Source organism: Vibrio sp. VB16 (assembly GCF_015594925.2).
GTDB lineage: Bacteria > Pseudomonadota > Gammaproteobacteria > Enterobacterales > Vibrionaceae > Vibrio.
Genome location: NZ_CP087591.1, coordinates 1,531,471 through 1,554,499, shown reverse-complemented (window position 1 = coordinate 1,554,499; position 23,029 = coordinate 1,531,471). Strand labels below are relative to the sequence as shown.

Here is a 23,029-nt window from a genome sequence, read left to right as displayed (position 1 = left end):
AACCCATAGTTGGCAAAGTTGATTGATATTCTGGTTATTTTATGTAATTTTTTTGTTAAAACCAAAGGCGTATATAGAGCCATATTTTCTAAATATGCAGGTATTCTGCGTAATATGCGACCAGTAATCAAAAAAAATGAATTTATTTTCGATGAATTTGTTAAATTGTTGTTTCATTAGAATAACTAATCTGAATGTGTAATTATTGTCATTTATACTATGTCAAAAAACAGCCTAAAATCTCTTACATAGAAACAGCAATCACAATTAATTTAGAGAGGCTATCATGGCTCAAGTAATGCACGCGAATACACTTATTGTTCCAACCTCTACGGACAAAAAAACCTACGCGGTTAATATCAAAGGATTGATTGCTCATATTTTAGATATTCTTTTTGTAAGCAACGAAGTCGAGTCTACGTACTACTCAAGTGACCTCTCTAGCCATATGCAAAAAGATTTGGGTATCATGCGTTAAACGTATGATTAACACGCAGGTATGTATTATCCTGTGACCTAAAGTAAATAGTTATAAGCCCTAAGTACACGACGTACTTGGGGCTTTTTGCTGTTAATCGCCAACGCAACACGCAAACCAAGGTAACTGGTGACACTGAATGAATTGTGCTAAAACATTCGACATGATTTTAACCGGGCGACAGTCAAGTGATCACTAAATTAATTCTTATACGTGGTTTGCCTGGATCAGGTAAAAGTACACTAGCGAAGCGAATCATTGAGCAATACAGTTCTCCTATTCAGCACATAGAGACAGACATGTTTTTTGTTGAGAAGGGGGGATACTATTCCTTTGATGCGAAAAAACTCTCACAGGCACACAACTGGTGTCAAACAGAGGTGCGAGAGGCTTTGCTGAATGGACACTCTGTCGTTGTTTCTAACACCTTCGTACAGCGTTGGGAAATGCAACCTTACCGAGACATGGCAAAGGAGCTCAACATAGTGCTCGAGGTAATGGTTTGTAAAGAAGATTATGGAAGTATCCATCAAGTTCCTAGAATCACAATAAGCAATATGCGGAAAAAATGGGAAGTGTGTTCTTAAGTTTTCTAGGTATAAAAACGGCGCTAAATCAGCGCCTTTTTTATTGCTCAAAATAACATCTTATTTTTTGCGGCAGAACTCGGTAATTACATACATAGATTGACCGTTTGCTTTACCAGAAACCAGCTTGGGATCGTCGCTAAGGCTTATACCACGTATAACGGTACCTTGTTTGATGACTTGGTTAGTCCCCTTAACAGGAAGGTCTTTAGTTACCGTTACGTCGTCACCTTTATTAAGCTCAACACCGTTAATATCACGTGGTTTTTCATCGTCATCATCCATGCCGATCTCAGCCCACTTCGCAACGTCTTCTTCAAGATACATCATATCAAGCAGGTCCATTGCCCATCCTTCGGTAGAAGAAAGGTTTTTAAGTTGACGCCAAGCCATCACTTGAACCGGTGGTACTTGGCTCCACATGCTGTCGTTCAAACAGCGCCAGTGGTTAGCATCAACGGTTGCTGGATCATCAATCTGTCCGGTACATGTGTCACATATCATAATTGCATGATCAACTGTTACGTGCGAGTGAGGAGCAACAACGTATGGAGTGAGTGTGGTTTCTGCAGCGCAAAGCTCACATTTTGATTCGCAGCGTTCAAGCATAGTAGCTTCTGTAGACATAGGGTATTTACCGTGGTTATTAAGTTTTGTCTGTATTATCCACGTAATCGTTTTTTATAAAAGCGATTATTGTGGCTTTATAAAAAATGAATGATGGTTTTTATCTTTTGCAGCTATAACGACATCTTGCATTGAGGCCGTTGAGCTGTCGATTTATTGAGCGTATTAGCTTTCGCATTAAGATCTTCGATTCGAGTACTATGAGACGGGTGAGTGGATAGCAGTTCTGGTGGTTGGTTGCCACCGGAGGCTTTTGCCATATTTCTCCAGAGGTCTATGCTTTGGTAAGGGTCAAATCCGGCGTTTGCCATTAACTCTAGGCCGACTATATCGGCTTCTGACTCTTGAGTTCTGCCATACGGAAGAAGAACACCATATTGAACACCCAAGCCAAGCGCGGCCATTGCGAGTCCTTGATACTCTGAATCATTCAATGTAGCGTTGGTTACCTGAAGCCCAACATTAGCCAGTTGAGCTTGAGACATTCTCTCGTTGCTATGTTCGGCAAGTACATGCGCAATTTCGTGTCCAATTACCGTGGCAAGTTGGTCCTGATTCTCGGCCACTTTTAATAATCCAGTGTACACGCCTATTTTCCCACCAGGTAGTGCGAATGCGTTGACCTGCTCACTATCAAAGACAACTACCTCCCATTCTGAAAAGCCTTCTTGCTTCGCGACATACGGCAAAATAGCGTTGGTTACACACTGCACATAGTCATTGGTTTTTTTGTTTTTACTGATCTTCTGTTCTTTCTTTAATGACTCAAATGATTGAGTACCCATACTATTCATCTGTTGATCTGAAAACATGATTATTTGATGGCGCCCAGTCGGGGAAGAGCTACAAGCAACAAGCGTTAAAGTTATGCTCGAAAGTAATGCTTTTTGTAATCCATTCACGTATAACGTCCTAATACAATGGCTAATCTAATTGAATCATAGCAGCTCTTATCACTGCGGTTCAATTACCAATAAAGGATCTTCAATGTCCATTTGGAAGAAAGCGATCACATTAGATACGCTTAATGCGAGTTCTAAGAACACACTGATTGAACATCTACAAATCGAATACACTGAAATAGGTGAAGATTGTATTTGTGCGTCCATGCCCGTCTGCGATTTTACCCACCAACCTCTGGGTATGTTGCATGGCGGAGCCTCGGTAGTGTTGGCAGAAACGCTGGGGTCAGTCGCCGCAAATTTTAGCGTAAGTGACGAATACTATTGCGTTGGCTTAGATATAAATGCAAACCATATAAGGTCGATGCGCAAAGGTATGGTCATTGGCAAAGCCAAGCCGATTCACATCGGCGCGAGTACTCAAGTATGGCAAATCAATATTGTTGATGAGCGAGATCGTTTGGTCTGCACGAGTAGACTGACGATAGCGGTAATGAAACACAAGAGAGCCCAAAATGTTGATTGAATTCTCTGGCGGAAAAATTATCGCAACTCAACATGAGTTGGTTGTACGTGTAAACGGCGACCAAATGGTCACCATGCAAGCACAAATTGATGCTATCCAGCTTATCGGAAAAGGGGCAAATGTAATACTCGCCAATGCTGGAGAGTGCAAATGGTCTATTAAGTTGGACAATGAGTTACAACTGACAACGGTATCTCAAGCTATTGGTATTACATGGGAATAGTTTACCTATGTTTTTTGGCTGTGATAAAATAGGGAAATTTACCACAGTATTTATTAAGAACAACAATAAGTGAGATTTCCTCTTTATGAGCAGCCCGAGACTAAGAACACAGTTTGAATCCCTATTTGAGTACTTCAAAGGTCAAGATAGTGCCATACAGTTGGATGAAATAGTCTCGATCTTATTCTGTACTCGACGAAACGCACGAATTGTCTTAAATAAAATGGCAGGCGAGGGCTGGATAGAATGGCATCCAGCGGCAGGGCGGGGGAATCTTTCTAGAATAATCTTCAAGCGTAATCAACAAGATGTTAGCGAAAATCTAGCCAAAAAATATTTGGAAGAAGGAAGAATAGAACAAGCCTTCACTGTTCTAAACAAAGATGCTGGCAAGCTTGCAAAAGTAATCGAAGATTATCTAGGTGTAACCCACAATAAAGGGCTGCAGTATGTTCGCTTACCATACTATCGCCAACTGTCCATGCTTAACCCTACCAAGCCTCATCGGCGCTCAGAACAGAATATTATGCGTCAGATTTTTAGTGGTTTAACCAAACTAGACGAGAATGACCAATTACAACCGGACGTTGCCCATACTTGGGAATCAAATGATGGGAAAAACTGGCGTTTTTATCTCCGACCTGGTGTGCGCTTTCATAATGGCGATTTGTTGCAAATCGGTCATGTCGTTGATTCAGTCGCTGCTTTGTCTTGTAATGTGGATCAGAAAGATAAGAAACCTAACCGCGACGTTTTCCCTAACGTGTTGTTTGACCATATTATTGACGTGTTTTCGCCAAAACCATGGGTCATAACTATCCGCTTATCGGCGCCTGACTGGCATTTTCCTTTATTGCTAGCAGAGTCAAACGCAAAGATAATGCCGCCTGCAGAATGGATGTCGGAAGGCTTTGATCTCCTACCGATAGGTACCGGACCTTATAAGGTAAAACTAAATGATGAGAAACGTTTGGTGCTTGAGGCATTTGATAATTATTTTGGTTATAGGCCGTTAGTTGATGTTGTCGAAGTTTGGGTCATAGACCAAGTGTATTCAAGTATGGTCGTTCCGAGTTTAAGTAACCCAATAAAAGCGAAATCATCGAGCGACGATGAAGTGAAGCTGGACCCTGGCTGTACCTACTTATTATTGAACCGTAAACGTGGGTTAGCGAAAGAGGATAACTGGGCCAAATATTTCTGCTCCACGTTAAATGCATTTAATCTCTTCCGCCTATTGCCCGAAGAGACCATTCTAGATCTCGGTTTGCTGCCCGCTTACGGATTAAAGCCTGGTTGGCAACATTCAGCACTCGGTGGCGATAAAGTATTGCCACCCTCTAAACAAAGTGTGACGGTGGCTTATCATTCGCAACATCCTATATTCCCGTCATTAGCAAAGGCTATAGCGAAACTGCTCAGTAAGGATGGAATTACAGTGGTATTTAAAAAGTACCATCACTATCTAGAAGACGTGAGTAACGTAGACCTCTGGTTAAAACCAATGGGGATTGGTACGGATAGAGATGATGCGTTGGCCGGTTGGTTAATGAACTATAGCAATATAAGTGATATGAGTAGTGAAGGGCAGTTTGAGCAATGGTGTTCTCTGGTGGAAGAATGGCGACAAGATAAGAGCGCTCAGTTCCCTGCAAGGAAATTGGGTAAGGAGTTAGTTGAATCAAATCAAATTGTGCCACTATTTCATTGTTGGTTAGGTGTGAATAAAGAACATTGTGGCGCCCTGCAAAATGCGACATGTAATGCACTTGGATGGTTCGACTTTAGTGGGGTTTGGGTAAAACCAGAAAACGCATACTAAAAAGCCAGTACAATGTACTGGCTTTAAAATTCATGTCATTAGTCTTCGTCTTTATTTTCTGTTAAGAACTCTTTGATAAATCGTCTGATTTCTCTTGCGGCGGAGGTATCCATATCCTCACACATTGAGACAAATTTATCTCTCTGCTCACCGTTAATACGTATAATCAATTGGCTATCTTTTTTATTGGACTCTTTTTTGTTTTTTGAAGTCACAATCTTACCTTAAATCCGTATATACAACGCATATGACTTTACTGGCTAATAACGAGTGTAGTCAACGATTTTAGTTAATTTATGTCAATTAAATCGAACGTTTGGTCACATATTAGTCATTTTTTTAATGTAACTCCAACCCTTGGTAATATCACAAAAAAAATAAGCAAAAATTAGCTATCCATATATCTAATTAATAGTGTTCTTTTTATAAGAAACACGACTCATTTATACGGCCTGACTATTTCTTTTCAAAAACTTCGATGAAATCACGTTTCAGTATTGGGTCACGACGCGCTTTCTTTATCTGTTTAACCATATCTTTAACACAATTATAAAGGACTTGGTCAAGTAGCTGAGTACGGTAGTCTTCCTGTTCTTGTTCAGACATATCCTTTGGTAATTCTAAGGTCTTATATTCTTCCATAAAATTTAGACCAGCAAATGCTTGGCTTACTGAGATCAATGCATGAAACTGTTCAAAGTTATCTAAAACATTTTGTGCGCTAGTAGGTAAGCTATCCCAAGATTCCCTTACGGCTTCCTCAGATACCTCATGGATCGACACGACCATGTTCAACATCTCTTCTGGCACTTGATCAAACTCGATGACTTTGCGAAGTTCAGCAGAGACCAATTCGAGATCGATTTTGGCTTGTTCTGAGTTTTGTTCTTCAGTAGAAATAGTAGATTCTGTAGACATAGTAACTTTAGTATTAGGGAATAATATACACATGCTAAAAAGAACCCCATGAAAGTCAATCAATACCGTAGAAATAGGGTAATAAAATGCGGCGTGACGAGCGTTGAGGTGACGCTGTAACAGTAATCGATGGTAAATTAAACAAAAAAGCCACCTAAAGGCGGCTTAACGTTTGTTTATACCATTAGTGGTCTGAATAACGGTTTAGATCTCGCTGACGTCTTCAGCCTGCGGGCCCTTCTGACCGTCAGTGATGACAAACGACACTCGTTGGCCATCTTCAAGGTTTCTGCGACCAGTTCCACTGATAGATGAAAAATGAACGAACACATCTTTACCACCGTTCTCAGGTGTGATGAATCCAAATCCTTTATCTTGGTTGAACCACTTTACCGTGCCATTGACTTTTTCACTCATAATTAAACTCTACGTAAATTTCGGTTTGATGCAAAACAATGAGTTAAATGCAATAAACCAGTTTTAGCATTTAACTATCCGATGTAAAAACACATCAGATAATTAACCGTACATTAACCTTTTTTACTCTTCCAGTTAAAAGGTTGTGAATATTTACAAGTTGTGATCTGTATGCTTTTTAATCGCCTATTGGTGTTTAATTGAACTAATTCAAATCATTATAGAGTTCCGAAAATTGTTCGTATCGTGTTTTATTAAGACCACGGTCGCTATATCCAACCCGTGACTGTGAACGATAATGGATGATCTGGTGTTCTAGGTCGAAGAAAAGTTCTACGTCGTCGTGAAACCTCATCGTTTCAGTCGTAAATATGACGTGCATGTAGTTATCATTTTCTACTTCAACACTGTTATTAGGCAGTTGAGCGAAAACGCGTTTTACATTTTTCTTTGCGTCATCAATACTAGTAAATGAAAGAGGGTTGACTTTCTTTTCTTCTATATCTGTTTGACTTGACACCGCATTTGGAGATGATGGCATTGGAGCTAATTGATTATTCTTTAGTCCCAAGTAGGCCGGCGTTGCGTTGTTCTTGTAGAACATAAATGCGCCTAGACCGATGACTAAAATGAGAACGATTTTATATATCATTACTTTATCCTTCGAATTACGAGTATTTTTAGAATTATTTGAGACTATAAGGAGCATAGTTTTAACAGATGAGTACATTTAAATCGATCATAATTTGTGTAAATTTATGTGCGTGTCTAAGTAGTTATAGTTGGGCAAATGCCCTGCAACGCAACTTGGAGCATACATTCGCAGCATCGGTAGTGCTTACGGACAGCGACGCATTCACTTTTGGAATTAGTGACTTTAACCCCAACAACATACTTAACCTCGACAATGAAGATATTGGCAGTGCGGACTCGATAGATTTGCGACAAAGAATTAGCGTATTGACAGTACCTTTTGGAAAAAGTTGGGAAAGTAGCGAAAATGATTATCACAGTGTCAATTTCAAACTGTCGTTTCTAAAGGTTGAGCAGGAGGTGGATTTTTCGACCATTTTTCCTTCCGCGAAGAGTGATACGTTTAAAGAGAAGGTTTATGGAGGGTATGTTGGATACAACTATCATGATCAGTTGACGGAAAACTGGTTTCTCAGGTACGGGATAGGCGGGCATTTGCTATACTACACCAACTCTTATGATTACAACAATAATATTTCCCGTGCTTATAGTAACAGCTTAGATGGCGTTGCCTATAACACGGACGCGTGGGCATTCTTATTAGAACCGTCTTTTAAAATAGGCTATAGGAAAGAGGTTGATTGGGGTAACTGGCAGTTATCTTCAAGGCTTAATTACGCATCTGGCCGAGGGTGGGGAGAAGCGAATAACGGTGATATTGGTAAACCCGAGAATGCCCGTTGGATAAATCAAGTGGAGATATATCACGATTTTTCCGAATGGAGTGGAATGGTTCAATCTATTTTCGCCAGTTTCAAACGCGTCGATTTGAATGGCGATTCTACGGAACCGTTAGGAACCAGTTATTATTATGAAGTTATGGGAGGGTGGCTTATTACACCCCCCTTTGAGACAACTCTAATCGACAACGTAGGTATCGGCTTGAGTCTAAACTATGGTAGCGCGCTTAAGGGAGGGAGTATCGTGTTGTATTTCAACCAAGATTGAGCCGCTAATTCGATACTCGATTCCGGCCACCTTCTTTTGCTCTGTACAAGGCTTCATCCGCGGCTTTAAGCACAGACTTGGGGTTGCGGGTGTCGAAACTGTCGGCAACACCTATACTAATAGTAACGCTAACCGCCCCTGAACGAGGTGAGTTTGATCTTTTCGTCACGCCGTTTTTGTCATTTTTTGGTCTGTCATCAAGGTTACGTAATATCATCTCGTAATCGGCAATTCTTTCGCGAAGCTCTTCTAAATGATCGATTGTTTCATCCTGGTATTTATTTTTGAACAATACGGTGAATTCTTCGCCACCATAACGATATACCTTCGCTTTACCATTGGTATTAGCCATCAATGATGCGACAAGCTTCAGCACGTCGTCGCCCGTATCGTGGCCGTAGGTATCATTAAATTTTTTGAAGTGGTCTACATCCAACATTGCAATAGTATATTTCTTACCAAGATGTTTAAGCTCTGTGTCTAAGGCTCTTCGGCCGGGAATGTTTGTGAGCTGATCTATGTATGCAAGCTCGTGACTGGTGCTAATAACCCCGAGCGTGAGTAATACTCCCCCTAACGAAAACAGAATGCTGGAGATAAAGGGATATTGGAAAAAGATAAAGGTTAACGTCGAAATACAAAGACTTGAGTATACCGCAACATCAATTGGTCGATTGTATCTCAGTACCATGATGGCAAACAGACCCACCAAAAGAAGGCTATAAAGAATAATGATAAGGGGTAGTAGTGAAATTTCAGGAATAACAAACAGTATGTTCTGCCAAGTTTGATTTAGCCCATTGCTTTCGACAAATTGAACCGTTAACACTGACCAACCAAACAGTATCGCTACTATTGCGATATAGAGTGCGCTGGACAAAGTGAAAAAACGTTTCTCAGGAAAAAGGTAAACGGTGATGCACGCCGTAGGAAAAGTGAACGCCAAAATCAGAAACTCTATTTGGGTCGTTCCTGTAGACAGAGAACTTTGAAGCCTAGTTTGAATAACCCAGTACGCAGCAGCCATTGCTATTGCGACCATACCAATTCTACCTTGATTAAAGCTTTGACAAAGTAGGATACAGATTGCAAATAAAAAGTAAGGCAGTTGACTGGCGAAGGGTATATTTGTTTGCACCAACAAGGTGACATTATTTATTCCAATGAAAATGATGACAGTTAAAATCAGAGGGAATAGGAGTCTAAATAAATTTGAATGTATGAAAGACATGTTCTCTAAGTGGCTAGAATTGCAAAGGAATCGTTACTAAGGATGATAGCATACTGTTTATTCATGAAAATCAAAGTAGTTTATCGAATAAATTCCGGTATTGAGGATTAAGATGAGCAGAGTACATCATTTTTCTAACCGCTGAATGTCTGTACCTTGAGGTTAACTGGCTATAGTGCTAGTTTAAATAAGTATCCTCTTAAATTAGGAACTTGGAGTAAAAATATGCAAATAAGTGTCGATGTGCATAATTACATGGAAACACTAGTGGGAGCGGTACTCGCTAACGACGAATATACGGATAAGTATAATAATGAACAGTTAGCAGATTTAGCGTGTTTAGCTCTGAACCAGTTAAGACCCGTATACATCCGCCATGATATTGATTTCTTATCTCGTTTAGCCGAAACACGTTTACTTGTGTTCAGGCAACAAGCTGAAGTCGCTGTCACTGCAGCAGAGGGTTTGATTAAAGATGATCGTCGCGTAATTCGTGAAGATGAAGATGTATCTGAATACTCAGCTAAAGGTAAAGTAGACAACGACAATCGTGAATTAGAATGGTTTGAAGTACCTATCGTGTCGAAACAATAAAACCTTTTAAGTAACGCAATATATTTAGGAGTAATTGTGGGATTTTTTTCTAAACTGTTTGGTTCGAGCAATAAAGACGCCGAAGCAAAACAAGTTGAACCAGTAGAATATGATGGCTTTCTCATTTACCAAGAAGCAAAGTCCGAATCCGGACAGTACAGAATAGCAGGACGAATTACGAAAGAGATAGATGGAGAACTTAAAGAGCATACCTTCATTCGTTCTGATGTTGTCGGTTCCGAGCAAGATGCGAATAGCCTTATGTTAAGCAAAGCCAAAATGTTTATCGACCAGATGAGAGGCGATATCTTCTAATTAAGCGCCTGAGATGTGAGCCATGCTACGCAGTTGAATTAGTTAAAGTAAACAACTTGATTTCCATCATTTTTGAAAGGGGCATTAGCGTATATGCTAATGGCTCTTTTAGTTTTTGATTCGATTTTGCTTACATAAAAGGCCCTCGATATCATTTAGATATTCAATACGGCCAGTTCTGCATGATTTTCCTACAAATGAGGTCGGATTAGTCATATAGACATGTATTTCTGGCAAAAAATACTTTAGATTTCAAACATCGTTCATAAAAACACTTTATTAATTGTGCCAATAGTAGGGAATAACTATGCAAATTGGTGTACCTAGAGAAATACTTGCAGGTGAAACACGCGTCGCTGCAACGCCAAAGACAGTTGAACAGCTAATCAAGCTGGGATTCGATGTCTCGGTAGAATCTGACGCTGGAGCTTTAGCTAGCTTCGATAACATGTCCTTTCAAAATGCGGGAGCAACAGTGACGACTAAAGAAGAGATTTGGAATTTAGATCTCATCTTGAAAGTCAATGCGCCGTCGGACAATGAAATAGAATTGCTTAAAGAAGGTGCAAGCCTAATTAGCTTTATTTGGCCAGCGCAAAACGCTGAGTTAATGGAGAAGCTATCAAGCAAAAACATCAACGTTATGGCGATGGATGCGGTGCCTCGTATTTCACGTGCTCAAGCGTTAGATGCACTCAGCTCTATGGCTAACATCGCGGGATACAGAGCGGTTGTTGAAGCGGCTCATGAATTTGGCCGCTTCTTTACAGGTCAAATAACCGCAGCGGGTAAAGTTCCGCCGGCTAAAGTTCTTGTTGCTGGTGCTGGTGTGGCCGGACTTGCGGCTATCGGTGCAGCAGGTAGCTTAGGCGCGATTGTAAGAGCATTTGATGTTCGCCCTGAGGTAAAAGAGCAAGTACAGTCGATGGGCGCTGAATTCCTTGAAGTTGATTTCGAGGAAGATTCCGGTGCTGGTGACGGCTATGCGAAAGAGATGTCTGAAGCGTTTAACAAAAAAGCGGAAGAGCTTTATGCAGCGCAAGCGAAAGATGTCGACATTATAATTACGACGGCACTTATACCAGGACGTCCAGCTCCGAAGTTAATTACCAAAGAGATGGTCGATAGTATGCAAGCGGGCAGCGTTATCGTTGACCTTGCGGCGGCTAACGGCGGTAACTGTGAATACACGGTTGCAGATAAAGTCATTACGACAGCCAATGGCGTGAAGATTGTCGGTTATACCGATATGGTTGGTCGTTTACCGACTCAATCATCACAGCTTTACGGTACAAACTTAGTCAACTTAATCAAACTTTTATGTAAAGAGAAAGACGGAAATATTGATATAGACTTTGAAGATGTCGTTCTTCGAGGTGTTACTGTGGTTAAAGCCGGTGAAGTAACGTGGCCAGCACCACCTATTCAAGTTTCTGCGCAACCACAGGTTAAAGTTGAGCAGCCAGTCAAACCCACAGCTAAGGTTGAAGAACCTGCTTCTCCAGTGAAGAAAATTGCTGGTCTAGCCGTTGCTGTTGGTGCTTTTGCATGGGTAGCTAGTGTTGCTCCTGCTGCATTTCTCGCTCATTTTACGGTATTTGTACTGGCCTGCGTGGTGGGTTACTACGTCGTCTGGAACGTGTCACATGCATTACACACTCCATTGATGTCGGTAACAAATGCTATCTCAGGGATTATCGTGGTGGGTGCGTTACTCCAAATTGGTCAAGGAAACACGGCAGTGTCAGTGCTTTCTTTTATCGCAGTATTAATTGCAAGCATAAACATTTTTGGTGGCTTTACTGTTACCAGACGTATGCTTGAAATGTTCCGTAAAGACTAAGGAGTAGTAAATGTCTGCAGGATTAGTACAGGCCGCCTACATTGTTGCTGCGGTTCTTTTTATAATGAGTTTAGCGGGTCTTTCTAAGCAGGAAACCGCACGCGCTGGTAACTATTACGGCATTACAGGTATGACGATCGCTCTGATCGCGACTATTTTTTCACCAGATTCAGCGGGTTTAGCGTGGGTCATCGTCGCCATGGTTATCGGTGGTGGTATCGGTATCCATTACGCTAAAAAAGTCGAAATGACAGAGATGCCAGAGCTTGTCGCAATATTGCACAGCTTTGTTGGTTTGGCCGCTGTTTTAGTCGGTTATAACAGCTACTTGGATCACGGGATTATCCTAGACCAAGCGATGCTAAATATTCATCTAATAGAGGTATTCTTAGGTGTGTTCATTGGTGCCGTTACGTTTACTGGTTCCATTGTCGCATTTTGTAAGCTTCGTGGTGTTATTTCATCTTCAGCGTTAAGCATTCCTCATAAACATAAGTGGAACTTAGCAGCGGTCATCGGGTCTCTCTTCTTGATGATGATCTTTGTGAACGCGGAAGGCAGTATGTTCGCGTTGATGCTGATGACGTTAATTGCGTTTGTATTCGGCTATCATTTAGTCGCTTCAATCGGTGGCGCTGACATGCCAGTGGTTGTATCGATGCTTAACTCATATTCAGGTTGGGCTGCCGCTGCGGCGGGCTTCATGTTGGCGAATGATCTGTTAATCGTAACCGGTGCATTGGTTGGTTCTTCGGGCGCCATTCTTTCTTACATTATGTGTAAGGCGATGAATCGTTCGTTCTTATCAGTGATTGCGGGTGGCTTTGGTCAAGACGTTGTCGTTGATAGCGATACAGATTACGGTGAACACAGAGAAACAAACGCAGAAGACGTTGCAGATATGCTTAAAAACTCGACGTCCGTTATCATTACCCCCGGCTATGGCATGGCAGTTGCGCAGGCGCAATATCCTGTTCACGAGATCACTGAGAAGTTACGTAGTCTAGGTGTTAAAGTACGATTTGGTATTCATCCGGTAGCTGGAAGGTTACCCGGTCACATGAATGTGCTATTGGCTGAAGCTAAGGTGCCATACGATATCGTGCTAGAGATGGACGAATTGAATGACGACTTCGCAGAAACGGATACGGTGCTAGTTATTGGCGCTAATGACACGGTTAACCCCGCGGCATTAGAAGATCCAAACAGTCCTATCGCTGGAATGCCAGTATTAGAAGTGTGGCATGCTCGTAACGTTATCGTCTTTAAGCGTTCGATGAATCCAGGTTATGCTGGTGTGCAAAACCCACTATTCTTTAAAGAGAATACACAAATGCTATTTGGTGATGCAAAGCAAAGTGTTGATGCCATTTCTAAAGCACTGTAATAAATACGCGTTTATCATTAACTTTTAGAGTTAATTTGAATTAAAAGCCAACCATGACAGGTTGGCTTTTACATTTCTCTAACTTGAAAGGTAGTAATGAGTGCTATCTTCTTGAGAAGAATGTGCTTTTCACCAATAATGTTATATTATTTATTATTCACTCTTAAGATGGTCATCAATTTGTACTTTCGCAATTTCTCCTATTTTATCTTGATAGCACTGATGCCATTTAAGGTAGTAGCGACGACGTTGCCAGAAAGGATCTCGAATTTCACGGAACGGTTCGATTATTCGCAAGCGACAGTGAACTACGATGTTAGGGTGCTTCAAACCGATTTCCCTACTAAGTTGATGTCTCCCGAGTTCATGTTGCCTCAAACCGCCAAATATCCATTAAAAGATATCCAACAAGTTTATAAATTGTCCCAAAGCTGTACAGGTAAATTGCCTCTAAGCCCACTGGTTACTGTGCCGCTAGTGTTTGTTCGAGCCATTTGTCGTGGCACACCTTTAAACACCAAGTGGTTTGCTCGATCTGGGTTAATACATCCCGGAGGCGGCACATATGCGCTACGATACGCGACAAAATTTCCAGACCAATTTGATCAGTTACAGTCCTATATGCACATAAAAGAAAGACCATTAGCTCAGGAAACCGAGCTGCTGGGTCGCTTACAAAGAATGCAAACTGATGCGATATCAGCATTGATAGCTGGCGAACGTATGTTCGTTGAAAACGAAGAAATGTGGCTAAAAAAAGGCAACGAATACTATGTGTTTCCTAACGAAGTTTGGCAACATAATGCCACTGAAGCGGAACTCAAATATACATACGTGGAAAAAGATGTTTATTGCTTCGTAAAACGTGGCAACCTCTGCTGGGAACTGGAAGACCATTCTGACTTACTGCTCAAGAGTATGATTGCTCTGGTCATCATAAATATTACCTTGGTCGCAGGGTGGGCGATTTATCGCTGGAACGTAAAACGCGAAGAGATGAAGAGCCGCATGTTAGTGTTGCAAATTTTAACGCACGAACTCAGAACGCCGATCGCGAGCTTATCGCTTACAGTGGAAGGTTTTAGACGAGAATTCGAACGCCTTCCTGAAAGTGTATATGACGAATTTAGGCGACTTTGTGAAGACACGATGCGATTAAGGCAACTCGCTGAAGCAAGCAAAGACTACCTTCAATCTGAACATCAAAACTTAGCGTCTGAATGGATTCCATCTGTAGAAGAATGGCTACACTATAGATATGAAGAGAGTGCAAAAACCATAGACATTGAGCTGAGTAAAGACGCTGCTGTAAAAGTTAATGTGTATTGGTTAGGCACCTGCCTCGATAATTTGGTTAACAATGCGATAAAATACGGTGTAGAACCAATACAACTAAAAGTAAAAGTAAGTACGAGTTCAATTGCATTTTTAATAATAGATCAGGGCAATTTGACTAAGAAAAATTGGAAAACAGTTAAGAAACCGTTTGTCAGTAAGGCTGGATTAGGTCTTGGTTTAACGATTGTTGAATCGATGGTGGATAGAATGGGGGGCACTATGACTCTCATTGGCCCACCTACCACATTTAAATTGGAGATACCCTGTGAAACAGACACTACTACTCGTTGAAGATGATAAAAATTTGGCGGATGGATTATTAGTAAGTTTAGAGCAAGCAGGTTACGAGTGTTTACATGCTGAAACTATTGTGGAAGTAGCGCCACTTTGGGAAAAAGCTGACCTAGTGATATTAGATCGTCAACTGCCCGATGGTGATACGGTTGATCATCTTCCGGCATGGAAAGAGATTAAGAAAGTGCCTGTTATCTTGCTTACCGCGTTGGTAACAATCAAAGATAAAGTTTCAGGCCTAGATGCAGGTGCAAATGACTATTTAACCAAACCCTTCGCAGAAGCTGAACTGTTTGCACGCATCAGAGCACAACTACGTTCACCTGGAAGTGATAACGATGACGATGACTTAAGCAAAGTCATCACCAGCAACCTAGTTATTGATAAAGCCACACGGGAAGTGTTTTGCCAAGACCAAACAATCACGTTAACAAGAACAGAGTTTGATCTGCTGCTTTTTTTAGCCAGCAATCTAGGCCGAGTCTTCACGAGAGATGAATTGCTCGACCATGTATGGGGTTATAATCATTTTCCGACCACACGTACCGTCGATACCCATGTGCTTCAACTTCGCCAAAAAATTCCAGGGCTTGAAATTGAAACGCTCCGTGGTGTTGGTTATAAGATGAAAGCATAAAACGAATGCGAAATTTGTTTGTTCTAATTCTACTATTACCAAGTTTTTGTGGTGTTGCAAAAACTTGGTTTGAGACAAGTTCGCCTTTAAATCAAGCCCATGAGAAGCTACTTGATAACGACCTAAAGGGCAGTTTTGATGCGATGATTCAGGTTTGGCAATCCGACCCTACCGAGTACGTAGAGAATCATCTAAATGAATTATTGCAAAAAACCTTAGAAAACGACTGTGGTAAAAGTATTGCAACCGAACCTGTAGCGCCTTGGATTCGCAGCATAATAGTGAAAAGGCAATCTATTCAAAGCCCAGGTAGAACGGTTTCTAGAGTCATCGTTGAAATCACTTCAGAAACCGACATTACAGGTATTCGTCTGCTTCGATGGCCTGATACCGTCGTATCCAAAGAGGCGAACTTTGAAGTTATCAAAGGTGAAGCAAAAAATATTTTTAGAATCAGCTACGAACTTAACCAACGGTTGCCGAGTGGGTTGTACCGTTTAGAAGTGAATAGTGACAACAACCCACCATGGCACCAATGGATAGTCATGGGTGAGTCTGTCAATAAAGAAGTAGTCAGATGGGAGTCAAAAGATAGCTGGGCTGTGGATAGACTAGCCCAACTCAATCCATACTGTACTTTGCCCGTATTAACTGTGTCACTTTATGATTACATCAAAGACGAGTATGTCCGTGTTTGGAATCAAGAGTACGAAGGTAAGTACCCAACGCAATTACCAATTAGTGAGCTAAAGCCAGATAGGTATGTACTTGCTGTTGGAATTACACACCATCGCTGGCAAGGGCCTGTAATTATTGAAGATCAACAGGTTATAAGTAAAACATACGATATTTCCTCTGAATAAACCTAAAGTCTTTTTCTTTTTAGCCGATACGAAATTAATGGATTAATTCTAGGCGATAAACATGAATAAATTACGCTTATCAGCGGCAATAGTTGTTACTCTTTCATCCTCTTATTCGATGGGCGCGAGTTATTCTATCGATGCCCGTGGTGACGCCATGGGTGGAGTTGGTGTGGTATCCGCAAGCTACTTAACAGCTCCGTTTTATAACCCGGCTATGGGGGCAATCTATCGCCGAAACGATGATGCGGGTATGCTTTTACCCGGTGTCGGGATTTCATATAACGATGAGAATCAGTTGATAGATAATATTGATACGATGGCTGATTTGATTAGTGGCGTTGATCTAAATGACTCATCTACATTTACTCAAGAAAAAATTGATGAACTCGATGCGGTTATGAATGACATGGAAGGCGATAACGCTAGAGTAGAGTTTGGTGTTGTTGCCGCATTTGGTATCCCTAACCCTTACATTTCGACCACCATTTTTGGTAAAGCCTATGCCGAGTCTTTCATTGCGCCGGATATTGCCACTTCCAACGACTCGCTCCCAGAACAAGCGGCTATTGCAGATAGAGCAAGCCGAAGTACAGTCAATGCTGTTTCTATTGGTATATTGGAAGCGGGGGCGTCTTTAGCCAAGTACCAGACCGTCTTTGGTCAGCACATGTCTTTTGGTGTCACACCCAAGTTTCAGAGAATCAATACCTATATCTATTCAGCTTCTGTTGAGAGTTACGATCTGAAAGACGTATTTGAAAACAGCACATCGGAAAGTACGTTTAATCTAGACGTTGGTGCCCTTTGGTTCTATGGGCCTTTCCGAGTGGGTTTCGCAGGAACGAACTTGGTATCACGAGATATTGAAACGCAAGTATCAACCACGTCTTCTGGTTCAACTCAATCCTATACCTACCAATTGCGCCCTCAATATACAATTGGCGCGGGTTTCGTTGCTGACTATTTTTCACTAAGTGCAGATTATGATGTAAACGAAGACAAAAGATTCGATCAGTTCGAAGACAATACACAATGGGTTCGCGTAGGTATGGAAATTGATATTATGAGACAACTCCAACTACGAGCCGGTTATAAGATCAACCTAGCGTATGAAGATAGCGATGGGACAGTAACTGGCGGTTTAGGTATTTCACCTCTAGGATTATTCGAATTGGACCTAGCGGTAAGTTATACCAACGAAGATTCTATGGGTGCATACGCGAACTTTCTTGCGACTTATTAAAAAAGTCATTATAGTCACGCCCCTTACCATTAAGGGGCGGTTTTATGTTTGACGATCTACCAACGTTAACGCATCAAGAGCAACAAGAAGCGGTTGAGCAAATCCAAGAGTTGATGAAGCAAGGTATAAGTACGGCTGAAGCCATCAAACGCGTAGCAAAACAAATAAGAAAAGCCAAAGCAGAGTAGGAGAGTGGCTAATAACGTATTACTTCTATTCTTTTTTCGCAAAGCTTACTGCACTATAACTAAATAACTTATACCTAAAACCTAACACAATGCACGCTGGGATATCAGCACACACCTCTAAAAATCCATAAGCTATGAGCTTTATAGTAAATCTTTGCCCGGACTTCCGAAAGTAGCTCGTAATTTCAATGACTTATCTGTGCATATCTATTCAAGATTCTTCATTTAAACCATAACCCACAAACCCAACACTCCTTAATGTAACGTCGTTACTTTGGGTTGTATTTTATTGGTTTAATGTATTGCTGCCTTATTGGTGGTCGTTTGTTGGTAAGTACTTGCTATTCGTTATGGGAATAACAGGCCGCTATTTTGTTCGTTCTTACAACAAGATCTATGGATAACTGCCCACTAAAACCGGTAGATTTCACGTAGGACACGCCTGTGATTTTTTAATTTTTGGGGATAGATGGAAATGGTCATATATAACAGGATCGCTTCAGAGCGCATTATCAAATGCGAAGCAATTGAACAAACTGGGGAGATTGAAAAGTTTTAGAGCGTCACAATGGCAATATCTTGGTCATTTATTGTTTGTAGTCCATTTCGATACAATTGATTGTTACTCTATTACGGCCTTTTGATTTCGATTCGTACAGTGCCTTATCTGCTCGATGAAACACGTCGTTTTGTCCTACATCACCGTGACTCACCTTACTTACTCCAATGCTGACTGTCACGCGAGTTTGATCTGAATTAAATGCAAAATGATGTTCTTCAATTTTTTTGCCTATCTGGCTTGCGAATAGATGAGCATCATTAATGCCTGTATTTTTCAATAGGATTGCAAACTCTTCGCCACCGATACGACCAACATTACCGATATCACGCACTTCATCTTTTAATATATTGGCGACACTTCGAATCACTTCATCACCAAAAAGGTGCCCATAAGTATCATTAACCAATTTGAAATGGTCGATGTCGATTATTAACAAGGTTGTTTCTATATTGTTCCTTTTTACACAGCCAAAACACTGATTTACTTTCATACTAAAAGCACGACGATTGAGTAGTTGTGTAAGGTCATCATGTTCGGACAGTTCAATTAATCGATCTTGATGTTCTTGATTGGTGGTGATATTTCGAGTAATCCAAACCACAGCAGTTTGCCCATGGATAGGACTTGTTAGAGGCTGAATACGACTTTCATACCACTGGGTTGTTTCTGGAATCGTTATATCCGGTATTGTAGGAAAATTATCAGGAGTGAAGCTATATAGGTAATGTTGAGTCTTCTGTGTTTCTAATGCTTCCGTCACTTTAGCAAGAAACTCACTCGCTTTGCTCTTATTCAAAATATCTTCTAGATTTAAGCCAACGATGGAATCTGTCGTGTAAGTGACCTCCGTATCAACGCCACCAAAAGCGTCTAGAAACTTGCCTGATTCTGACAAAATAAACACCCTATCCGGAAGGGCTTTTAAGATAGACAGCAACTCTGAATAACTATAATTTTTACCATTCATACAGTAATTACCTGATAGATTTATCAGTTTAAGGAAACGACCCATAAGTTTAACGAATGATAGACTAGCATAACTTGACTCGAATCAATCAAATCGTCTGAACAGCGAGCGGTTCTGATGAGTTACCTAGCGCTTCAGTAAATAGTACGACAAAAGACCGAACGATTAGCAGACCTCGCTAGGAGAAAGATATATTTGTAACTGACAGATATAACAGCAGTAAATCGATTCAAATATCATGTCTATTGATAAGTGTGATTAAACCACCGGATATAATTGGTTTTCGGTATTAATATATGCAGTCAATAATTAGGTCATCCCCACAAAATGAAAGAACCGCGATGTTGATCAAATTGATGTTCACTAGATCCTTATCCCAAGATATAGAGTAAAAAACCAACCACTGACAAGTTCTACGGTTTTATCACACCAAATTAGGAACACATAATGACACTTAACAAAACATTTTTAGCGTTATCTATCGCTGCATCAAGTCTATTTTCAATGTCCACCTTTGCGATAGAAAAGGTCGACATTTTAATTACAGATGCAACAGTGCTAACGATGAATGCAGAAAAACAAGTATTCAATCAAGGAACGGTTGCCATTAAAGGCAACAAAATTGTTGCTGTTGGTGATAACACTATAGCCAGTCAATATGAAGCGGACATTACGTATGATGTAGACGGCGACATCGTCATGCCAGGCCTTATTAATACCCACACCCATGTATCAATGACTGTATTTCGTTCTCTAGCAGATGACGTTCCCGACCGATTACACCGCTATATTTTTCCACTCGAGGCGAAGCTCGTTTCTCGTGACATGGTCCGCATTGGTGCCAACCTAGGTAATGTGGAAATGGTTAAGGGTGGTGTCACTACTTATGCTGATATGTACTATTTTGAAGACGAAGTAGCAAAGACTGTCGATAAAATTGGTATGCGTGCCGTACTTGGTGAGACCGTCATTAAATTCCCAGTAGCTGATGCCAAAAATGCTGAAGAGGGCATTCAATACGCACTCAACTTTATTGACGAATATAAAGACCATCCGCGCATCACACCCGCATTTGCACCACACGCGCCTTACACCAATACCACCGAGATTCTACAAAAAATCGCCCAATTATCTAACGAAAAAGACGTCCCTGTATTGATTCACCTTGCAGAGTCAACACGTGAGCAAGAAAAAATAGCCAAGATCAGTGACGGGAAAAGCCCAGTTCAGTACATGCATGACATTGGTGCTCTGAATGACAAACTGGTCGGTGCCCACATGATTTTGGTCGACGACAAAGATATTGAACTCGTAAAAGAGAGCGATATGGGCGTTGCACATAATATGAGTGCGAATATTAAATCTGCAAAAGGTGTATCACCAGCACTTAAAATGTATGACGAAGGCGTCCGTATCGGGCTTGGAACTGACGGGCCGATGTCAGGTAATACATTAAGCACTATCGACGAGTTTAGCCAGGTGGCCAAAGTACACAAATTAGTTAACCATGATCGTGCAGCAATGCCGCCAATCAAGGTTATCGATATGGCCACAATGGGTGCAGCTAGAGCACTGCATATGGAAGATAAAATCGGTTCGTTAGAACTAGGCAAACTAGCCGATATTATTGTGATAGATACCAAGGCACCTAATATGGTTCCCGTCTACAACCCGTACTCGGCTTTGGTTTATTCTGCTTATGCGACAAACGTTCGACATACTATTGTTGACGGTAAAGTGCTGATGCAAGATAAAAAAATGCTGACGGTTGACGAAGACAAAATCCGAGAAGAAGCACTGGCGTTTTCAGACATAGTTCGCAAAACCGTTATAGATAGCGGTGAAGTCGTTCAGTAATTAGTTACCGTTGAAGGCCTGTTAACGCAGGCCTTGTTAATAGTCTTGTATAAGCTATCTAACGACAATCTGATTCCTTCCTTTATGCTTAGCTGAATATAAGCATTGGTCAGCAAGAACAAACAGATCGTTCGTTGAAGACTCCTTGCTAGGAAAAACACTTGCTGCCCCTATACTCATAGTAATGTACGGAGAAATAGACGATGTGCTGTGAGGTATCTTTTTTTCTTGTAATATCACCAGAAAATTCTGAAGACTAGACAATATCTGATCCGATGATGAGTTTGGTACTACGACCGCAAATTCCTCACCTCCGATCCGTGCAGGAAGATCAGATGATCTTTCGAACATGTTACCCCAGAGTGTTGCAACCTTTTTAAGGCATTCATCCCCTTGATGATGTCCATACGTATCATTATATTGTTTGAAAAAATCAATATCCCCAATCACCAATGTCAAAGGCTGTCCTCCCTGCTGACATCGATACCATTCTTTTTCAAACGTAACGTCAAATTTATGTCTATTTGGGAGTGACGTTAGCCGATCTCGCTCCGCAATTTCTGTGAGCTCCTTTTTGTCACGTTGTAACTGTTGATCTCGAATTTCGTAACGTTGCAAAGAGTCTAATAGCTGGTCTCTAGGGGCTCCGAACAGTTCATTTATATTCAACGGCGTCGCAATAAATCGTGAGAGTTTTTGTCGAAAAATCAAATAAAAAACTAACAAAGGAAAGCTATAACATATAGCTATTAACAACTTACCTAATATATTACCAAAAATGATATTAACGGATAAAGGACTCAGTCCCAATGCAAAAGCGGCAAGCGGGAAAAATATTCCATCAGCGCAGAGAATCAGGATAAACGTCAATGTAAAGATAGAAGTAACTGAGAACAGACTAGAAAAATGCTTACGAACTTGCTGAAATACAAATAAGAGCAGTAGAATCTCACCCAATATTAAAACCCCACCAATAATAAGCACCCAAAAAGAAACGTAAAAAATTGAAGGGGGCAGGTTGAATGGGTCTATAACCAACCCAGAACCGAGTAACCATGCCATGAAGCTAAATCCAAAAAAGACGAATGTGTCAATCATCAACACCAAGCGAATCATGTTCCTAAATGTACAGGTATCATTTTCTATAATGATTAACATGACTGTACACATCATGAAAGCACCGTAAGCAATATTTCCGCCAGATATATTCACAGATTCAGAGAAAGGAAAAGAATATATAGCGCCGGCTAATCCACCGACAAATAGGGTAATCGCAATATACCCATAGAGTGACGCAATGCGCGCACGAGAGTTCAACGACAAAAAGTATAGTGGTGGTACTGAGTACACTATAACATTCAGAACCAAAGCTTCTAACATGACTGTTATTTGTCCAATTAATTTATATTTTTCAATGTTAAAGCTTTTCATTCAGAAATTAAACCATTGCTTCTACGAATATTGGTATAACTAATACATCCTTCCAACGCGGTTCGTTTCTTTTTC

The 23,029-nt window shown here is 40.9% G+C and carries 25 protein-coding genes; 16 read left to right on the top strand and 9 right to left on the bottom strand.

Annotation, left to right across the window (positions count from 1 at the left end; translation table 11 throughout):
* The first annotated feature begins 286 nt into the window (after positions 1–286).
* Complete coding sequence (locus IUZ65_RS23310; protein WP_195706383.1) at positions 287–478, top strand: hypothetical protein; 192 nt, start codon at positions 287–289, stop codon at positions 476–478.
* A 188-nt stretch (positions 479–666) separates the two neighbouring features.
* Positions 667–1,065 (top strand): ATP-binding protein, encoded by a 399-nt coding sequence (locus tag IUZ65_RS23305; protein ID WP_195706382.1) that lies wholly within the window; start codon positions 667–669, stop codon positions 1,063–1,065.
* 60 nt (positions 1,066–1,125) lie between these two features.
* Here the strand turns inward: IUZ65_RS23305 and IUZ65_RS23300 are convergent, their stop codons facing one another.
* Together IUZ65_RS23300 and IUZ65_RS23295 are read right to left on the bottom strand one after the other, a co-directional pair.
* Positions 1,126–1,692, bottom strand: coding sequence for a PhnA domain-containing protein (locus IUZ65_RS23300; RefSeq protein ID WP_195706381.1), 567 nt, complete (start codon positions 1,690–1,692; stop codon positions 1,126–1,128).
* 113 nt (positions 1,693–1,805) lie between these two features.
* Positions 1,806–2,594: a M48 family metallopeptidase gene (locus IUZ65_RS23295; RefSeq protein WP_231363621.1), complete on the bottom strand. Its 789-nt coding sequence runs from the start codon at positions 2,592–2,594 to the stop codon at positions 1,806–1,808.
* A gap of 85 nt (positions 2,595–2,679) precedes the next feature.
* Here IUZ65_RS23295 and IUZ65_RS23290 point away from each other — a divergent pair, with 85 nt between their 5' ends.
* From IUZ65_RS23290 to IUZ65_RS23280, 3 genes are all read left to right on the top strand, one after another.
* A complete protein-coding gene (locus tag IUZ65_RS23290; RefSeq protein WP_195706380.1) occupies positions 2,680–3,120 on the top strand; it encodes a hotdog fold thioesterase in 441 nt (146 codons plus the stop codon).
* Positions 3,110–3,343 (top strand): DUF3389 domain-containing protein, encoded by a 234-nt coding sequence (locus IUZ65_RS23285; protein ID WP_195706379.1) that lies wholly within the window; start codon positions 3,110–3,112, stop codon positions 3,341–3,343. Before IUZ65_RS23290 ends, IUZ65_RS23285 begins: the two co-directional genes overlap by 11 nt.
* An 85-nt stretch (positions 3,344–3,428) precedes the next feature.
* A complete protein-coding gene (locus IUZ65_RS23280) occupies positions 3,429–5,165 on the top strand; it encodes an SgrR family transcriptional regulator (protein ID WP_195706378.1) in 1,737 nt (578 codons plus the stop codon).
* 38 nt (positions 5,166–5,203) lie between these two features.
* Here IUZ65_RS23280 and IUZ65_RS23275 read toward each other — a convergent pair whose 3' ends face one another.
* The 4 genes from IUZ65_RS23275 to IUZ65_RS23260 form a co-directional block, all read right to left on the bottom strand.
* Entirely contained in the window at positions 5,204–5,380 is a 177-nt protein-coding gene (locus tag IUZ65_RS23275; protein ID WP_195706377.1) for a hypothetical protein, read from the bottom strand.
* Between the two features lie 241 nt (positions 5,381–5,621).
* A complete protein-coding gene (locus IUZ65_RS23270; protein ID WP_195706376.1) occupies positions 5,622–6,083 on the bottom strand; it encodes a DUF3069 domain-containing protein in 462 nt (153 codons plus the stop codon).
* 204 nt (positions 6,084–6,287) lie between these two features.
* Complete coding sequence (locus tag IUZ65_RS23265; protein ID WP_195706375.1) at positions 6,288–6,500, bottom strand: cold-shock protein; 213 nt, start codon at positions 6,498–6,500, stop codon at positions 6,288–6,290.
* Between the two features lie 205 nt (positions 6,501–6,705).
* Positions 6,706–7,152 (bottom strand): DUF1499 domain-containing protein, encoded by a 447-nt coding sequence (locus tag IUZ65_RS23260; protein ID WP_195706374.1) that lies wholly within the window; start codon positions 7,150–7,152, stop codon positions 6,706–6,708.
* 68 nt (positions 7,153–7,220) lie between these two features.
* Between IUZ65_RS23260 and IUZ65_RS23255 the strand changes: the two genes are divergently transcribed.
* The gene (locus IUZ65_RS23255) at positions 7,221–8,201 is read left to right on the top strand and encodes a Solitary outer membrane autotransporter beta-barrel domain (protein WP_195706373.1); all 981 of its coding nucleotides are present in this window, start codon (positions 7,221–7,223) and stop codon (positions 8,199–8,201) included.
* Positions 8,202–8,205: 4 nt separating this feature from the next.
* Here IUZ65_RS23255 and IUZ65_RS23250 read toward each other — a convergent pair whose 3' ends face one another.
* Positions 8,206–9,432: a GGDEF domain-containing protein gene (locus IUZ65_RS23250; protein WP_195706372.1), complete on the bottom strand. Its 1,227-nt coding sequence runs from the start codon at positions 9,430–9,432 to the stop codon at positions 8,206–8,208.
* A gap of 225 nt (positions 9,433–9,657) precedes the next feature.
* Here IUZ65_RS23250 and IUZ65_RS23245 point away from each other — a divergent pair, with 225 nt between their 5' ends.
* From IUZ65_RS23245 to IUZ65_RS23205, 9 genes are all read left to right on the top strand, one after another.
* Positions 9,658–10,026, top strand: a complete 369-nt coding sequence (locus tag IUZ65_RS23245; RefSeq protein WP_195706371.1) for a late competence development ComFB family protein — start codon at positions 9,658–9,660, stop codon at positions 10,024–10,026.
* A gap of 36 nt (positions 10,027–10,062) precedes the next feature.
* On the top strand, positions 10,063–10,341 hold the full coding sequence (locus tag IUZ65_RS23240; RefSeq protein WP_195706370.1) for an HlyU family transcriptional regulator: 279 nt from the start codon (positions 10,063–10,065) through the stop codon (positions 10,339–10,341).
* A 307-nt stretch (positions 10,342–10,648) separates the two neighbouring features.
* Positions 10,649–12,184, top strand: a complete 1,536-nt coding sequence (gene pntA, locus IUZ65_RS23235; RefSeq protein WP_195706369.1) for a Re/Si-specific NAD(P)(+) transhydrogenase subunit alpha — start codon at positions 10,649–10,651, stop codon at positions 12,182–12,184.
* A gap of 10 nt (positions 12,185–12,194) precedes the next feature.
* Entirely contained in the window at positions 12,195–13,571 is a 1,377-nt protein-coding gene (gene pntB, locus IUZ65_RS23230) for a Re/Si-specific NAD(P)(+) transhydrogenase subunit beta (protein ID WP_195706368.1), read from the top strand.
* A gap of 168 nt (positions 13,572–13,739) precedes the next feature.
* Entirely contained in the window at positions 13,740–15,200 is a 1,461-nt protein-coding gene (vxrA, locus tag IUZ65_RS23225) for a sensor histidine kinase VxrA (RefSeq protein ID WP_195706502.1), read from the top strand.
* Positions 15,175–15,840, top strand: coding sequence for a response regulator transcription factor VxrB (gene vxrB / locus IUZ65_RS23220; RefSeq protein WP_195706367.1), 666 nt, complete (start codon positions 15,175–15,177; stop codon positions 15,838–15,840). Before vxrA ends, vxrB begins: the two co-directional genes overlap by 26 nt.
* Positions 15,841–15,845: 5 nt before the next feature.
* Complete coding sequence (locus tag IUZ65_RS23215) at positions 15,846–16,703, top strand: DUF2861 family protein (RefSeq protein WP_195706366.1); 858 nt, start codon at positions 15,846–15,848, stop codon at positions 16,701–16,703.
* 61 nt (positions 16,704–16,764) lie between these two features.
* A complete protein-coding gene (locus tag IUZ65_RS23210) occupies positions 16,765–17,949 on the top strand; it encodes a conjugal transfer protein TraF (RefSeq protein ID WP_195706365.1) in 1,185 nt (394 codons plus the stop codon).
* 44 nt (positions 17,950–17,993) lie between these two features.
* Positions 17,994–18,137: a YoaH family protein gene (locus IUZ65_RS23205; protein ID WP_195706364.1), complete on the top strand. Its 144-nt coding sequence runs from the start codon at positions 17,994–17,996 to the stop codon at positions 18,135–18,137.
* 587 nt (positions 18,138–18,724) lie between these two features.
* Here IUZ65_RS23205 and IUZ65_RS23200 read toward each other — a convergent pair.
* The gene (locus IUZ65_RS23200) at positions 18,725–19,666 is read right to left on the bottom strand and encodes a sensor domain-containing diguanylate cyclase (RefSeq protein WP_195706363.1); all 942 of its coding nucleotides are present in this window, start codon (positions 19,664–19,666) and stop codon (positions 18,725–18,727) included.
* A 447-nt stretch (positions 19,667–20,113) separates the two neighbouring features.
* Between IUZ65_RS23200 and IUZ65_RS23195 the strand changes: the two genes are divergently transcribed.
* A complete protein-coding gene (locus IUZ65_RS23195) occupies positions 20,114–21,523 on the top strand; it encodes an amidohydrolase (protein ID WP_195706362.1) in 1,410 nt (469 codons plus the stop codon).
* Positions 21,524–21,577: 54 nt separating this feature from the next.
* Here IUZ65_RS23195 and IUZ65_RS23190 read toward each other — a convergent pair whose 3' ends face one another.
* On the bottom strand, positions 21,578–22,954 hold the full coding sequence (locus IUZ65_RS23190) for a GGDEF domain-containing protein (RefSeq protein ID WP_195706361.1): 1,377 nt from the start codon (positions 22,952–22,954) through the stop codon (positions 21,578–21,580).
* Positions 22,955–23,029 lie beyond the last annotated feature (75 nt).